Genomic DNA, 14,240 nt, shown 5'->3' with positions numbered 1-14,240 from the left:
GGATTTCGACGCCGCGTGGTCGTCACATCCGTCGCGGCCGGATCAAGGCGTTGGGTCGCGCAGGGGTCGGCCCTTGCGATAGAGGTCCAGGCGGGCGGCGGCGCGGGCCTTGGCCTCGGGGTCGGGGCAGAGCGCCAGGGCCATCTCCTGCCAGGCGACGGCGGAGGGGAACCGGCCCAGTTCGGCCTCGGCGGCGGCCAGGGCGGCGAGGGCGAAGGGCTCGGCCTCGCGGGTCAGGACGCGGGCCTTCTCGGCCAGGGTCCGGGCGCGGGCGCCGTCGCGAAGCTTGGCGTCCGGGCAGGCGGCGAGGAGCCGGGCCAGGTGGGTCGCGGCGACGGCGTCGTCGGCGTTACGCTCCAGGGCGGAGCCGAGGTCGGCGGCGGCGTCGGCGTATCGGCCCTGGAACAGCCGGGCGATCCCCCGGCCGGCGAGGGCCGACGGGTGGCCCGGGTCGAGCCTCAGCGCCTCGTCGTAGTCGGCGGCGGCCCGGTCGTATTCCCCCTTCTGGGCGAGGGCGCGGCCGCGGCCGTAGTGGGCGTCGGCCGAGGTCGGGTCGATCTCCAGCGCCTTGCCGTAGGCCGAGACGGCCAGGTCGTGCTCGCGTAGCTCGACCAGGCAGGTGGCCCGCCCGAGGTGCGCGCGGGCGTCGCCCGGGGCGAGCTTCAGCGCCTGGCCGAAATCTTCCAGGGCGTCGACGTATCGCCCCTGGTCGAAGGCGACGGCGGCGCGGGCGTCGTGGGCGTCGGCCAGGCGGGGGGCGAGCCGGATCGCCCGCGAGAAGTCGTCCGCCGCGCCGGCGAGGTCGCCCAGCGCCCGACGGACGTCGCCCCGGCTGAGGTGGAACAGCGCGCTGGACGGGGCGAGCCGGATCGCCCGGTCGTAGTCGACTAGCGCCTTCTCGTAATTCCGGCGCGACGCCTCGGCCTGCGCGCGGGCGAACGGGGCCAGGGGGTCTTTCGGGTCGGCCTCCACCGCCCGCGAATAATCGGCGATGGCGGCGTCGACGTCCCCCGACGCGGCGCGGAGCCGGCCCCGGCCGACGTAGGCGGCGGCCAGCTTCGGGTCGAGCTTCAGCGCCTCGTCGTAGTCGGCCAGGGCCTTCGCGGCGTCGGCCGTCTCGGACAGGACGGCGGCGCGGTCGTAGTAGGCGAGGGCGTCCTTGGGGTTGAGCCGGATCGCCTCGGTGAACGCGGCGGCGGCACCGGCGAGGTCCCCCTTGCCGTGCAGCTCCACGCCCCTCGCCCGCGCCTCGGCCCCCTTCGCCAAGTCGTCGTCCCGGCCGATCGCGGGGCGCGACGGCGCGACCAGCAAGAGCAACGCGACGGCCGCCGTCGCGGCCTCCCAGGATCGTCGGCGCGGGGGCATGGTCAATCTCCGTATCCGTTCGGATGGCCCTGGTGCCACTTCCAGGCGGACTCGACGATGGGCCGGATGCTGGTGAAGCGGGGGACCCAGCCCAGCTCGCGACGGGCGAGCGAGGCGTCGGCCACCAGGGCCGGCGGGTCGCCGGCGCGGGGGCCGGCGACGACGGCGGGGATCGGGTGGCCGGTGACCTCGCGGCAGGCCTCGATCACCTCCTTCACGCTGGTCCCCCGGCCGGTCCCCAGGTTGCAGCGGAACTCCACCCCAGGGCCCAGCTTCTCCAGCGCCGAGATGTGCGCGGAGGCCAGGTCGTCGACGTGGATATAGTCGCGGATGCACGTGCCGTCCGGGGTCGGCAGCTTGTCGCCGAAGATGGTGATGTGCTCCCGCTGCCCCAGGGCCACCTGGAGGACCAGGGGGATCAGGTGGGTCTCCGGGTCGTGGTCCTCGCCGAGGTCGCCGTCGGCCGAGGCCCCGGCGGCGTTGAAGTAGCGAAGGGCGGCGTAGCCCCAGCCGTAGGCGTGGGCGAAGTCCGACAGGGCCCGCTCGATCACCAGCTTGGTGTAGCCGTAGGGGTTGATGGGGGCCTGGGGCTGGGTCTCCCGGATCGGCACGCTCTCCGGCTCGCCATAGGTGGCGCAGGTGCTGGAGAAGACGATCCGCTTGACATCGGCCGCGAGCATCGCCTCCATCAGCGACAGCGTGCCGACGATGTTGTTGCGGTAATACTTCGCCGGGTCCGTCACCGACTCGCCGACGTAGGCGAAGGCGGCGAAGTGCATCACGGCGTCGATCCGCTTCTCGCGCAGGACGCCGACGAGCCTGTCCTTGTCGAGCAGGTCCCCCTCGATCAGCCGCCCGGGCGCGACCGCGCCGCGGTGGCCGAAGACGAGGTTGTCGTACACCCAGACCTCGTGCCCGGCGTTCGACAGCATCCGGGCCGCGTGCGACCCCACATATCCGGCCCCGCCCGACACCAGCACGTTCATCGTCGTCCACTCCGTCGCGCCCCACCGTCGGAATCTCGGCCATCGAGTCTAACCGAATCGCCCCCCCGACGCCGCAACCCGCCGACGGCGCGCGGCTCGCCACCCCGCCGCCGGGCCGCGACAGGCCCCCCCCCACGCTCGCGCGCCGGGGGGCGGGCCTGCCCCGCGAGTTGGCTTCGTTCGCGCGCCTCGCTTACGACCCAATCCCACATAACCGTCCACCAGCACGCATTTTGCGACCTAACCAACTTGGCTTCGTTCGTCGTCTTCGAAGTAGTTTTCTCGACCATCGAGCAGGCCACGCGCTTCCCCCTCCCGCCGGGGGGCGGGTGGCCCGAGGGGCCGGGCAGGGGTCGTCGTGCCTCGGGGATCCCGACGGTTCGTGATCCATGCGGCCGATGCTAGCTCCGCGCCGCGGCGGCCCCGCCCGGGGGGAGAGGGGGCGGAATCGGGCCGGCGTCCCTGGGCCGGCATGGTCACCGCCGCTAAGACATGGTTTCAATACCCGGTCAAGCGACGAGTCGGGCGGCCGGCCGGTCTGGTCGCGGCCGGGCCGCTCGGAGCTTGCGGGCGCAGATGACGCAGGCGGCCAGCGAGTGGAACGCCTGGGCGTGCTCGGGTCGCCGCTCGTAGCATTGGACGAGGCGGCGGGGCCGCGAGAACCAGGCGTGCGTGCGCTCGACCACGTATCGTGTCCGCCCCAGGCCGCTGCCGTGCGGCGAGCCGCGCGGGGCGATCAGGGCCCGCATGCCCCAGGAGAGGATCAGGGCGATCGTCCAGGGGAAGCCGTACCCGCGGTCGGCCTGCACGGCCGCCGGGAGCCGGAGCCCCGCGGCGAGTAGGGCCGCCCGCATCAGCCACGGCAGCGGCCCGACCGGTTGCTCGTCGCGGCGGTTCGCCGGGCCGATCAGGACCGCCAGCGGCGTCCCGTCGCCGTCGGTCGCCAGGTGGCGTTTCAGGCCGCGCTTGGCCCGGTCGGTCGGGTTGGGGCCGGTGTGCGCCCCCCTTTTACGGCCCGCGTCGAGGCCGAGTCGACGACCGCCCGCTCCAGGTTCAGGAGCCCCCGCTCGCCGAGTGCGCCGAGCAGGAGGGCGTGGGCCTTCCGCCAGACGTCGGCCTCGGTCCACTCGGCGAACCGCCGCCAGCACGTGCCGCCCGAGCCGCAGCCCATCTCGGCCGGCAGCGACTGCCACCGCAGCCCCTCGCGGAGCACGAACAGGATGCCGGCGAGGGCCCGGCGGTCGGGGACCCGCGGGCGGCCCCCCTTCGGGTCGGGCGGATGCTCGGGCAGGTGGGGCGCGATCGCCTCCCACAACTCGTCGGTCACCAGGGCGGCCATGATGGATCCCTCCGGGAAGTAACCCGGAGTCTACCCGTCTCAGGCCGGGTTTTGAAACCACTTCTAAACCGCTTCCGCGTTGTCAAAGAGCGCCCTCATCAAACACCCGCATGGTCCGCGGCCGGATGGGCGGGATTTCAGGTTTCTCGAATTTTTCCGCGCGGTCCCGCCGAAGCCCGCCATGGACGGGAGGTCCGCCCCTTCCGCGAATGGCTCTTGACCGGAGCCCCGGCCTGTACGACACTTGTCAATGCCGTGAAATCGCTCGACCTGATGGAGGGGGGGTGACTCATGAATGCTGAAGTCGACATGGAGAGGCCCGGCTCGGCGGCGAAGGCGCTGGCCGTCGCGAGCGTCGGGGGGTTCTGGCTCCTGCCATTCTCCCCGCTGGTCGCCATCGCGGCGATCTCGATGACGTCGGAGACGACGGGCTGGCCCCGACGGCTGGCCCGCACGGGGGGCGTGCTCTGCATCGCCTACACGACCGCCCTGGCCCTGCTGATGTCGCTCGCGGTGGCCCGCCTCATCCAGACTCTTTCATAGTGCCTGGCGATCCAGCGCGCGGGCTCATGATGGCCCTCGCGATGGCTGGCCTCGCCCGGGGCGACGCTGTCCAGGCGGACGCCCTTCGGCTTCTCGCGTCCCGTGGCCAAGGGATGGATCCGGTCCCTCGCGTCGCGGTTCGATAGCGAAGGGCTGCCCCGGGTTGATCCCGGACGGCCCCGGATCGGTCGGCGGAATCGCCGTTCAGCCGGCCCCCCTTCGACGGCGCCATCCCAGGGCGATGGCGGTCGCGCCCAGGCCGAGCGAGATCGCGCCGGACGGTTCGGGGACCGCGCGGACGCCCGTGTCGATCCTGAGGACGGTCATCGTCCCCGTGACGTACACCCCTTCGTCGACGCTCGATTCCCACCTCTCCATGAACGCCCCGTCCTTCGCGAGCGACGTGGCGTTGAAGGCCAGGTAGGGGAAGAGCGGATCCTGGGGCGGTGGGATGGGAGCGGTGGAAATGGCCAGGCTCGTCAACGTCGGGCCGGTCGGGCCCGCCTCGAACGTTGCCGAGAACCCCTGCAGCGTGATCTGCTCGTAATTGTAGGGTTGGGGCCCGCCATGGACGGCGTCGATGACCGAGGTGGCGAGGAAGAACGTCTTCAGGTCCCCCAGCCCGACCGTGGTCAGTCCGTCGGCGAAGGAGAAGGTGCCTTCCCCGACGGCCCAGTTGCCCGGCTGCTGGTCGATCGTGAAGCGGATGGCCACCACGGTGTCGGCGTCGACGCGGCCCCCGATCGCCAGGAGGGCCAGGATCAGCGTCCTCTTGAGAGCGAGCATCTTCCATCCCCGGGGGTTGGGCGCGGCTCCAAGGGATGCCCGGCGCCGTCGTCGTTCACGGGCCCTGGCCCGTCTCCTCGCGTTCGAAAACCATGAGGGTCCAGCGGTCGCCGGCCTCGGCGCGGAAATCGTCGGGGCGGGGTTCGTCGGGGTCGCCGGTACAGAGGGTGAGCCGATCGCCTTCGAGCTTGTAGATGCCGCGGACGACCTTGTCGCGCCCGGGTCCGCCGTCGGCGTGGACGTCGATCGTCATGGGATCGGCCTTGGGGTCGATAACGATCGTGGAGGCGGAGAAGCTCTTGCCGTCGCGGCGCCAGACGACGCGGTCGCCGTCGACGGTCCGGGTGATGGAGCGGACGACGGCCGCGTCCGCCTCCTTCCCGTCGCGACGGAGGGAGGCGCAGCGCCAGACGCCCTGGTGCCGTTCCAGCTCGGCCTTGACGTCGGTGGCCGCCTCGGGCCCTTGCAGGCACGAGGCGGCGAGGAGGACGGCGAGCAGTCGGCTCATCCGAACAGCCGGGTGACGGCCTCTCCCTTGACCAGCTCGCGGGGCTGGTTGAGGTGATTCATGACCATGGTGGCCGGATCGATGCCGAAGGCGTGGTAGATGGTCGCCAGCAGCTCGCCGGGGTGGACGGGGTCGGTGAGCGGGGCCGACCCGGTCTTGTCGGACGAGCCATGGACGTGGCCGCGACGGATGCCGGCGCCGGCCAGCAGCGCGGTGTAGCAGTACGGCCAGTGGTCGCGGCCGTCGGCGCTGTTGCCGTTGCCGGACGTGCTGACCCCCTTGCGCGGGCTGCGGCCGAACTCGCCCACGGCGACGACGAGCGTCTCGTCGAGCAGGCCGCGGCGGTCGAGGTCGGTGAGCAGGCCGGAGAGGCCCTGGTCGAGCATCGGGCCGGACTGGTTCTTCATGCGCTCGGTCAGGCCGACGTGGTGGTCCCACGAGTGGTTGTCGGAGTTGGCGACCTTGGGCCAGATGACCTCCACGACCTTCGCGCCGGCCTCGACGACGCGGCGGGCGAGCAGGCAGCTCTGGCCGAAGGTGTTGCGGCCGTACAGCTCGCGGGTGGCTTCGTCCTCGGCGGCGAGGTTGAACGCCTCGCGGGCGCGGCCGGAGACGACCAGGCTCAGGGCGCGGTCATAATACTCGTCGAGCTTGTACTCGGCGGTGGCCTCGTCGACCGCCTTCATCCCGGCGTTGAGCGCCGAGCGGAGCTTGGCCCGCCGTTCCAGGCGAAGGGCGAAGACCTCGGGCCGGAGTTGCAGGTCGTCGACCTTGATCCGGTCCAGCTTGGTCATGTCCATGTCGTCGCCGTCGGGATACAGCGTGTAGGGGTCGAACGACTTGCCGAGGAAGCCGGCGGTCCCCCCCTTGCCGACGACGCCGCTCTCCTGGAGCGGGCGCGGCAGCATCACGAACGGCAGCATCGGCACGTTCTGCGGCCTCAGCCGGACGATCTGCGAGCCGAAGTTGGGGAAGTCCTTGGCGTTGGGGGGCTCGAGCTGGCCCGACGGGCTGACCTTGTCGGTCGTGTAGCCGGTCATCATCTGGTAGATGGCGGCGGTGTGGTTGAACAGCCCGTTGGGCGTGTAGCCCAGCGACCGGACCAGCGTGAACTTGTCGGAGACCAGCGACAGCTTCGGCAGGATCTCCGTGAAGTCGATCCCCGGCACCTTGCTGTTGATGCGGGAGAACTGGCTGCGGACGTTGTCCGGCAGGCCGTCCTTGGGGTCCCACAGGTCCAGGTGGCTCGGCCCCCCCTGGAGATACACCATGATGATGCTCTTGGCCCGGCCCCACCCCGGCGCGGCCTTGCCCGCCGAGGCGTCGGCCGCGCGGGCGGTGGCCGCCTGGAGATGGAACAGCGTCCCCAGCGAGACGCCCATCAGCCCCGAGCCCCCCACGCGGAGGAGGTCGCGCCGGGTCGTCCCCAGCGTCGGGTCGCACAAGTCCTTGCCGGCCTGTCCGGGGACGATGATCATCGGCGGGGCTCCTGGCCTCGGGGAGAGAGGGACGCGAAACGGAGACGGGATGACTGCGGATCGTATCGGTCAATCGGCCGCGGCGCTATTGAGCGAGAGCGGGGGGACGGGGTCCTCGAATTCGAAGTTCGCGAAGGAATCCTTGAGTTCCCCCGGTGTTCGGAGGAGGAGCATGTTGATGTCGGCCTGCTGGTCTTCCGTCAGCCGAGCCAGGTAGGACCAGACGAGCCGGCTCCGATCGCCCCGGCTCATGGATTCGAAGCCCGGGTCGAGGACGCGGACGCGGATCGAATAGGGGCCCTGCCGGTACATCGTGACCCGCGTCCCGGGGCGATCAGCCTGATACGCTTCCAGCGCCGACGCGATCGCGTCCAGGGTCTCGTCGGACGAACCACGGATCTCGACGGCCATGTCACAGCCTCCCGGCGGCCCATTGAATGATCTCGTCGACCGCGCCGAGGAATTCCAGCGCTTCCTCTTCCTTCAGGGTCGCGGTCGAGTATCGGAGGTCGGTCGACCAATCACCGACGATGGTAAAGGCCGGGTTGAGCGAGGAGGGCGGGGCCGGCCCCCCTCGCTCGCGATACCAGGCCTTCAACTGATTATAGTCGTGGGCCTTCGCGCCCCGGAACAAGGCCAGCGCTTCCGCCTCGCGGGTCGGAGGCGTGATCGCGAGGATCAGCGCCTTGAGGATGCACTCCACGCCGTAACCGGCCAGGTAAACCGCCCCGGTGTGCAGCTCGGACTTGAAGAGGACACGCGCCTCGTCCCGCCTCTGGGTCGCGCTCCGGGAGAAGCGGCGGACCAATCTGGTTTTCGGGGTGGCCACGGGGCCGGGGCTCCGCGCGGGTCGGGTCAGTGGTTGAACAGGAACTCCGGGCTGTTGATGAGGGCCCAGGCGACGTCCTGCGCCGCGGTGAGGCGGCGGCTGGCGGCCTGCCGGACGCTCATGTCGAGGTCGCCGCGGAGCCGGACGAGCGCCGGCGGCGGGGCGACGGGTTGCTTCGCGGACTCGACCCGGGCGACGAGCGCGGCCCGCGCCGGGTCGGCCGGGATCGGCGCCCTCGCGGCGGCGAGGGCGGCCTGGCGGTCGAGCCAGCCCTGGTCCATGCGGCGGTGGTAGTCCATCAGCGCCTCCGCCTGGGCGGGCGTCCGGACCTCGGGCGCGGTCGCGACGATCGCGCGGAGGGGCTCCGGCAGGCCCAGGCCCACGTCCGCCCGGCGGGCGACCGAGATCCGGAACCGGCCGAGCGTCCAGGCGTCGTTGAAGCGGTGATGGAGCTTGAACGTCAGGAGGGTCCCGCCGGGCCCGCCGACGGGCTCCTTCGTCCGGAACGTCGCCCAGTGGATCAGGCCCGTCCGCGGGGAGACGGCCCAGCCGCGCTGATCGTCGAGGTTGCCGTCGATCGCCTTGGCGACGTCGAACTCGCCCTGGCTGAAATCGGCCAGCGCGGCGTGCAGTTCCACGGGCTTCGCCTGCTCGGGAGCCCCCTTCGGCGCGGCGGAAACCTGGAACTCGGTCAGCACGAAGTTGCCGTCGTTCGCCCGGCCGGGGCCGGACGACGGCAGGCTCGGGTCGGCGAGGGCTTCGATCCGGACCGCGGCGATCCCCTCCAGGTCGGTCTCGGCCGCGAGGACGACCTCCGCGTTCTTGTTCGGGCCCGAGGCGACGATGGAGCCGTCAGCCTGCTTCTCCAGCTTGGCCTCGCTCGACGCGGCCATCGACTTCGGATCGATCACGACCCAGGGGTCGACGACGGAGCCGGCGTTGGCCTTCTCCCACTCGGCCACCTTCGCGGCGACCTGGGCCTCGTAGGCCCTGGCGTCGGCCTCCAGGGCGGCGATCTTCTCGGCGCGCTCGGCCTCCTTCCGGGCGATCGCCGGGGCCTGGGCGGCGTCGAAGGCCGACAGCTCGGCCTCGGCGGCGGCGAGGGCGGCCGAGCGTTCGCGCTCCAGTCGCGGGCGGTCGAGGGCGAACTGGACCTCCGCGCGGCCCAGCTCCTCGGCGAGCGCCTTGTGGTCGTCGTCCACCTCCTGGAACGCGGCGCGGGCGGCGTCGACCTCCTCGGATCGCGCGGGGCGGTTGAGGATCCGCAGGAACAGCTCCTCCACCAGCCTCGCGTCGTCCCGCTGGGCGGCGGCGAGCTTCGTGAGGGCGTTCTCGGGATCGGCCAGGGCGTCGGCCACCGTCGGGCCGCTCACCAGGGCCATGATGGGGCCGAGCTGCATGTCGCTCGACCGCTCGCACTCGCAGGCGCTCTCGCGGACGGGGCGGCCGAACGCCGAGAGGAAGCCGCTGGGGAGTTCCACGCCCGAATCCGGCAGCGCCGAGGCCCGCGTCCCCGGCGGCACGCCCGGGATCCGCGAGGTCGAGCCCGTCGCCAGGTTCACCGCGTCGTACAGCACCTCGGCCGGGAGGCGGCGGGCGATCGCGTGCGAGTAGTTCGTCTTGTCGTCGGCGTTGAACGCGTTCGTCTCCACCGACAGTTGATACGTCCGCGACGTGACGATCCGGCGGATCGTCGGCCGCACGCGGAAGCCGTCCTTGAGGAACTCGGCCGTCAGGTGGTCCAGCAGCTCGGGGTTCGAGGGGGGGTTGCCGGCGCGGACGTCGTCCAGCGGCTCCACCAGCCCGACGCCGAACAGGTAGCCCCACAGCCGGTTGACGTAGCCGCGGGCGAAGTACGGGTTGTCGGCCGAGGTCAGCCACGAGGCCAGCTCGGCGCGGCGGGTGGCGGCGGCGGGCTCCTCGTGGTCGCAGTCGAAGGGGAACTTCGGCGCGGCCGGCCGCCTGGTCCGGTCGTGGATGACCTCGGCGGTCGAGGCGTCGGAGACGACCTCGTAGAACGGCTGGGGCGCCTCGACGTCGGACCCGCCGATGGTCCGGCCGTTGCTGGCGGGGTCGGCCTTCAGGTCGACCTGCGCGAAGAACGCGGCGGTCTCGTAGTACTGGTCCTGGGTCCAGCGTTCGAAGGGGTGGTCGTGGCACTTGTTGCAGTTGAAGCGGACCCCCAGGAACAGCTGCGTGGTGTTCTCCATCGTCGCCTCGGGATCTCGGAGGATCTTGTAGTACGAGGCGGCGGGGTTGTCCTTGTTCGAGCCGGTCGCGGTGATGACTCGGCGGGCGAACTCGTCATACGGGACGTCGTCGGCGACCTGCGCGCGGATCCATTCGCGGAACGCGGCGGCGCCCTCGGCGCCCAGGAACTTGCGGTTCACCAGCAGGAGGTCGGCCCACTTGTTCGTCCAGTGGTCGACGAACGCGGGCGAGCCGATCAGGCGATCGACGAGCGCCTCGCGCTTGGCCCGGGATTCGGCCGGGTCGTGGAGGAACGCGCGGACCTCCTCGGCGGTCGGCGGCAGGCCGGTGAGGTCCAGCGAGACGCGGCGGAGGAACTCGGCGTCGGTGCAGAGGCCGGAGGGCTGGATCTTCAGCCGTTCCCACTTGGCGGCGACGAGGTCGTCGATCGGGCCGTGGCTGGGGGGGGGAGTCCAGACGAAGCCGGAGCGGTCCCCCATGACGGTCAGGGTGGTGGAGGCGTAGCAGCCCTCGTAGCGGACGAGGATCGGCGCCTCGCCGCGTCGGAGGGCGGCGACCATCCCGCGCGGCCTGACGTCGGCGACCTCGGTGTCGCCACTCTCCAGGAACGCCTCGCGGGTGACGTCGCGCGTCGTGCCGTCGGGGTACGTGGCGACGACGCGGAGCTGCTGCGTGGAGCCGGGGAGCTGGACGATCGGGTTCCCGGGGAAGACGTCGATCCGCTCCACCCGGGGCGACGTCAGGTCGAGCCTGGCCCCCTGGGCGATCCAGGCGCGGATGACCTCGTAATAGGCGTCGCCCGGCTTCATGAAGACGCCGCCGCCGTGGGGGACGACGCCCGTCGGCTTGTCGAGCATCAGGCTGTCGTCGGGGGAGGCCGTGTTGACGCGGCGGGCGGCGTTGTCGTCGGTGAAGGCGGTGACGTCGAACAGCGGGTCATAGCCCCGCAGCGAGAGCTTGAAGCCGTTCTTCCCCTGCGCGGCGCCGTGGCAGGTCCCCTGGTTGCACCCCATCCGCGAGACGACCGGGGCGACGTCGCGGACGAAGTCCGGGCGCATCGCGGCCGACAGCCCCGCGACCCTCACGGCGACCTCGGCCGTCTGGCCGCCGACGCGGAGGATCACCTTCGCCACGCCGTCGGCCTTCGGCTTGACCAGGCCGGAGCGCGTGACCTCGACCGCGGGGCCCTCGACCTTGAAGTCGACCGACCGCGTGACGTCCACGGCGTCGCCCGAGGCCAGCCTCGCCGTGGCGACGAGCTGGGCGTAGGCGACCGGCGAGTCGAGGAGCGCCTCCTTCGGCTCGACGTCCAGGGCCGCGACCGGGGAGGCCGGCGCGGGGTCGGGCTCGACGGGGTCCTCGGGCAGCGCGAGCGAGCCCGACGCGCCGGACGCCGCGAGCTTCGCCCGCGCGGATTCGGAGATCGGGACCGGGACGAATTCCCTGATGGGCGAGGCGGTCTCCGGGTCGATCAGGCGCACCACGCCGTCGACGCCGGCGAAGGCCAGGACCTTGCGGTCGGGGCGGAAGTCGACCGCGTAGAGGCCGGTCGGAAGTTGCAGCCGGGAGACCTCGCGCACGCCGTCCTTGTGGTAGGCGGCGACGGCCGCGTTCTCCTCGGCCGACCTCGTGGTGACGACCTTGGCCTGGATCTTCTTGATCGCCTCGGGGTACTCGTCGCTGAATTCGTGGGAGTAGACGACGACCTCGCCGGTCGACCCGTCCAGGCTGGAGACGGCGGCGATTCGCAGGCCGTCCGGGCTGACGGCCACGCCCGTCACGCGGCCCGACAGGGGGGGCAGCGAGCGCATCAGGTTGGAGTCGTCGCCGATGACGCGCTGGGTCTGGCGGAAGATGCGGTAGACCTTCGGCTCGCCGTCCGAGCCGCCGACGACGATCTCGTCGCGCCTCGGGTGCCGGGCGACGGCCGTCAGGCCCCCCTTGAGCGCGCCGGGGGTGATCGAGGTGACGTTGTCGACGAACCGCTGCTCGGCGATCTCCGTGAGCTTGGCCGTCATGTCGCGGCCGACGGAGACCAGGTGCGAGCCGTCCGCGGAGAAGACGGTGTCCAGCGCCCAGTCGGCGTGGGAGCCCATGAACAGGACCTGCTCGCCGGTCCTCGCGTCGATCGCGCGGGCCGAGTTGTCGGTGCAGCCGAAGGCGATCCGGGTCCCGTCGGGCGACCAGCTCGCGCCGGTGACGACGTCGAAGGCGACCGAGGCGGAGAGGGTCAGCTCGCGCTTGGCGACGTCCCAGACCTGGATCTCGCCGCGGCGGCCGGGGTCGCCGCCGGCGGCGGCCAGCCGCGTGCCGTCGGGGGAGAACGCCAGCGAGTCGACGCGACCGGACAGGCCGACCAGCCGCGCGATCGGCTCGGAGCCGTCCCCCTTCCACAGCAGGATCTCGTGGAACCCGGCGACGGCCAGCAGCGAGCCGTCGGGCGAGAACGCCAGCGTCGGGACGACCGGGGCGCGGGCGTACTCGGGCGGGTGGTCGGCGTCGACCCCCGAGCCGGCGCCGGCGGGGGTGTCGTCGACGGCGCCCTGGGCGACCCAGTTCCGGATAATCTCGACGTCGGCCTCGCCCAGCGGGGAGGCGTCGCGGGGCATCTGCGCCTTGCCGTCGTGGGCCGTGATCAGCTCCAGGAGGGGGCTCTCCTCGGGCTTGCCGGGGACGACGGCCTCCCCCTCGATCTCTCCCCCCTTGAGCAGGCGGTCGAAGGACGTCATGACGTAGCCGCCGCCCGCCTTGGCCGGCTGGTGGCAGCCCTGGCAGTGGGCCTGGAAGATCGGCCGGACCTGCTTGTCGTAGCTGACCTTCGCCGGCGCCTCCGGCTCCCCGGCCGACGCCCCGCCCCAGGACAGCGCGACCGCCGCCAGCGCCCCGAGCCCCACCCGGCCGAGAATCGGCCGGCCCTCACCGCGCGTCGAACGGCCCATCAGCGCACGCCCCCCGGAACCGGGTATCGAAAAGAACAGAGGAGTTCCGCGGATGTTAAACCCGCGGCGGGGCGGATGCAATGCGTGGACTGCCCGTCTCTCGGGCGCGCGGCCGCCGCGGAGGGCCGGCCGCGGCGCCCACGCCGGCGCGCGGGAACTGATTTTTCTTCTGGACGCGGGCCCGGCCTCGTGCTCGAATATCGACGCTGTCGAACCATGACATCTTCATGTGCGGAATTTGCACACAAACGATCGCTCGGGCGCGGTCCCGCGACGAGAGGGAGTCCGCGATGCACGTCTGGTTGAGAATCATCGTTCCGACGCTGGGCTTCGGCGCGCTCCTCTCCCCGGCCCGGGGCGACGGCGTCCTCTTCGCGACGGGGGATCCCGACGGCCTGATGGCCATGGCGTCGAGGCCGTCGGGCGGCGGGGGCGGCGAGATCGAGACGGGCGACGATTTCGTCCTGGACGGGGCCTCCCGGATCACGGGCCTCTCGTTCACCGGCCTCCTGACCGGGGGCGCGACGCCGGCGGACATCGCCCAAATCGTGGTGGAGATCTATCGGGTATTCCCCGAGGATTCGACCGTCCCCCCGTCCGGCAGCGTCCCGACCCGGGCGAATTCGCCCTCGGACGTCGCGCTCACCTCGCGCGACTCGGGCGCGGGAGAGTTGACGTACGCCTCCGCCGTGGTCAACCCATCGTTCGCCGTCGGCAATTCCGTACTGAACGGCATCCACCCGGTACCCGGGAACGTGACCGGCGGGGACGGCCCGGTCGTCGGCTCGGAGGTCCGCCTTGATATCGCCCTGAGCGACCCGATCACGCTCGCGGCGGGCCGCTACTTCCTGGTCCCACAGGTTCTCCTGGCCGGCGCGGGCCAGGAATTTTACTGGCTTTCCGCGCCCCGGCTGGTCGGGCCGCCCGTCCCCGATCTGCAGACCTGGATCCGCGACGGTTCGATCGATCCCGACTGGCTCCGGGTGGGCACCGACATCGAAGGCCAGGGGCGGGCCTTCAACGCGTCGTTCACCCTGACAGGGACGGCGGTGCCCGAGCCGGCCGCCGTCCTCCTCGCCGGGATCGCCGCCGCGGCCGGCTGCGGGGGACTCCCGTGGTCCGGGCGTCGGCGCCCGGGCGATCGCCCGGCCGGTTGATCTTGACGCCCGACGCGCATGAGCTGGCCGGCGCCGCGGGCGGAGGCTCGCGACGCCGGCCCTGGCGTGTCGGGTTCGCGCGGCCGCCTCGCCGGGCGA

At 72.1% G+C, this 14,240-nt stretch carries 11 protein-coding genes; 2 read left to right on the top strand and 9 right to left on the bottom strand.

The window, feature by feature from the left end; genetic code table 11:
- Window positions 1–42: 42 nt before the first annotated feature.
- The 3 genes from WG209_RS14180 to WG209_RS14170 form a co-directional block, all read right to left on the bottom strand.
- On the bottom strand, window positions 43–1,365 hold the full coding sequence (locus WG209_RS14180) for a tetratricopeptide repeat protein (RefSeq protein WP_337175708.1): 1,323 nt from the start codon (window positions 1,363–1,365) through the stop codon (window positions 43–45).
- A gap of 2 nt (window positions 1,366–1,367) precedes the next feature.
- Window positions 1,368–2,351, bottom strand: coding sequence for a UDP-glucose 4-epimerase GalE (gene galE / locus WG209_RS14175; RefSeq protein WP_337175707.1), 984 nt, complete (start codon window positions 2,349–2,351; stop codon window positions 1,368–1,370).
- Window positions 2,352–2,860: 509 nt separating this feature from the next.
- A protein-coding gene (locus tag WG209_RS14170; RefSeq protein WP_337175839.1) for an IS5 family transposase occupies window positions 2,861–3,693 on the bottom strand; the annotation gives its coding sequence in 2 pieces (ribosomal slippage) (window positions 2,861–3,351 and window positions 3,351–3,693; 834 coding nt in all).
- Window positions 3,694–3,981: 288 nt separating this feature from the next.
- On the opposite strand from WG209_RS14170, the gene WG209_RS14165 reads away from it, so the two are divergent.
- Complete coding sequence (locus tag WG209_RS14165; protein ID WP_337175706.1) at window positions 3,982–4,233, top strand: hypothetical protein; 252 nt, start codon at window positions 3,982–3,984, stop codon at window positions 4,231–4,233.
- A 204-nt stretch (window positions 4,234–4,437) separates the two neighbouring features.
- On the opposite strand, the gene WG209_RS14160 is transcribed toward WG209_RS14165, so the two are convergent.
- The 6 genes from WG209_RS14160 to WG209_RS14135 form a co-directional block, all read right to left on the bottom strand.
- The gene (locus WG209_RS14160) at window positions 4,438–5,019 is read right to left on the bottom strand and encodes a PEP-CTERM sorting domain-containing protein (RefSeq protein ID WP_337175705.1); all 582 of its coding nucleotides are present in this window, start codon (window positions 5,017–5,019) and stop codon (window positions 4,438–4,440) included.
- Window positions 5,020–5,074: 55 nt separating this feature from the next.
- On the bottom strand, window positions 5,075–5,527 hold the full coding sequence (locus tag WG209_RS14155; RefSeq protein ID WP_337175704.1) for a TIGR03067 domain-containing protein: 453 nt from the start codon (window positions 5,525–5,527) through the stop codon (window positions 5,075–5,077).
- The gene (locus WG209_RS14150) at window positions 5,524–7,005 is read right to left on the bottom strand and encodes a DUF1501 domain-containing protein (RefSeq protein WP_337175703.1); all 1,482 of its coding nucleotides are present in this window, start codon (window positions 7,003–7,005) and stop codon (window positions 5,524–5,526) included. Before WG209_RS14150 ends, WG209_RS14155 begins: the two co-directional genes overlap by 4 nt.
- Window positions 7,006–7,074: 69 nt before the next feature.
- Entirely contained in the window at window positions 7,075–7,416 is a 342-nt protein-coding gene (locus tag WG209_RS14145; protein WP_337175702.1) for a hypothetical protein, read from the bottom strand.
- Between the two features lies 1 nt (window position 7,417).
- On the bottom strand, window positions 7,418–7,834 hold the full coding sequence (locus tag WG209_RS14140; RefSeq protein ID WP_337175701.1) for a HEPN domain-containing protein: 417 nt from the start codon (window positions 7,832–7,834) through the stop codon (window positions 7,418–7,420).
- A gap of 26 nt (window positions 7,835–7,860) precedes the next feature.
- Window positions 7,861–12,984 carry a DUF1549 domain-containing protein gene (locus WG209_RS14135; protein WP_337175700.1) on the bottom strand — a complete coding sequence of 1,708 codons (5,124 nt, stop codon included), beginning with the start codon at window positions 12,982–12,984 and terminating at the stop codon, window positions 7,861–7,863.
- A 302-nt stretch (window positions 12,985–13,286) separates the two neighbouring features.
- On the opposite strand from WG209_RS14135, the gene WG209_RS14130 reads away from it, so the two are divergent.
- Entirely contained in the window at window positions 13,287–14,141 is an 855-nt protein-coding gene (locus tag WG209_RS14130) for a hypothetical protein (protein WP_337175699.1), read from the top strand.
- Window positions 14,142–14,240 lie beyond the last annotated feature (99 nt).

This window comes from Paludisphaera sp., assembly GCF_037189885.1.
In the GTDB taxonomy this organism is placed as follows: domain Bacteria; phylum Planctomycetota; class Planctomycetia; order Isosphaerales; family Isosphaeraceae; genus Paludisphaera.
This window is presented reverse-complemented; position numbering and strand designations above follow the sequence as displayed.

Bases quoted from the DNA above. Each gene is read 5' to 3' on its own strand.
- WG209_RS14180 (WP_337175708.1), bottom strand. From the start codon at position 1,365: ATGCCCCCGCGCCGACGATCCTGGGAGGCCGCGACGGCGGCCGTCGCG.
- galE (WP_337175707.1), bottom strand. From the start codon at position 2,351: ATGAACGTGCTGGTGTCGGGCGGGGCCGGATATGTGGGGTCGCACGCG.
- WG209_RS14165 (WP_337175706.1), top strand. From the start codon at position 3,982: ATGAATGCTGAAGTCGACATGGAGAGGCCCGGCTCGGCGGCGAAGGCG.
- WG209_RS14160 (WP_337175705.1), bottom strand. From the start codon at position 5,019: ATGCTCGCTCTCAAGAGGACGCTGATCCTGGCCCTCCTGGCGATCGGG.
- WG209_RS14155 (WP_337175704.1), bottom strand. From the start codon at position 5,527: ATGAGCCGACTGCTCGCCGTCCTCCTCGCCGCCTCGTGCCTGCAAGGG.
- WG209_RS14150 (WP_337175703.1), bottom strand. From the start codon at position 7,005: ATGATCATCGTCCCCGGACAGGCCGGCAAGGACTTGTGCGACCCGACG.
- WG209_RS14145 (WP_337175702.1), bottom strand. From the start codon at position 7,416: ATGGCCGTCGAGATCCGTGGTTCGTCCGACGAGACCCTGGACGCGATC.
- WG209_RS14135 (WP_337175700.1), bottom strand. From the start codon at position 12,984: ATGGGCCGTTCGACGCGCGGTGAGGGCCGGCCGATTCTCGGCCGGGTG.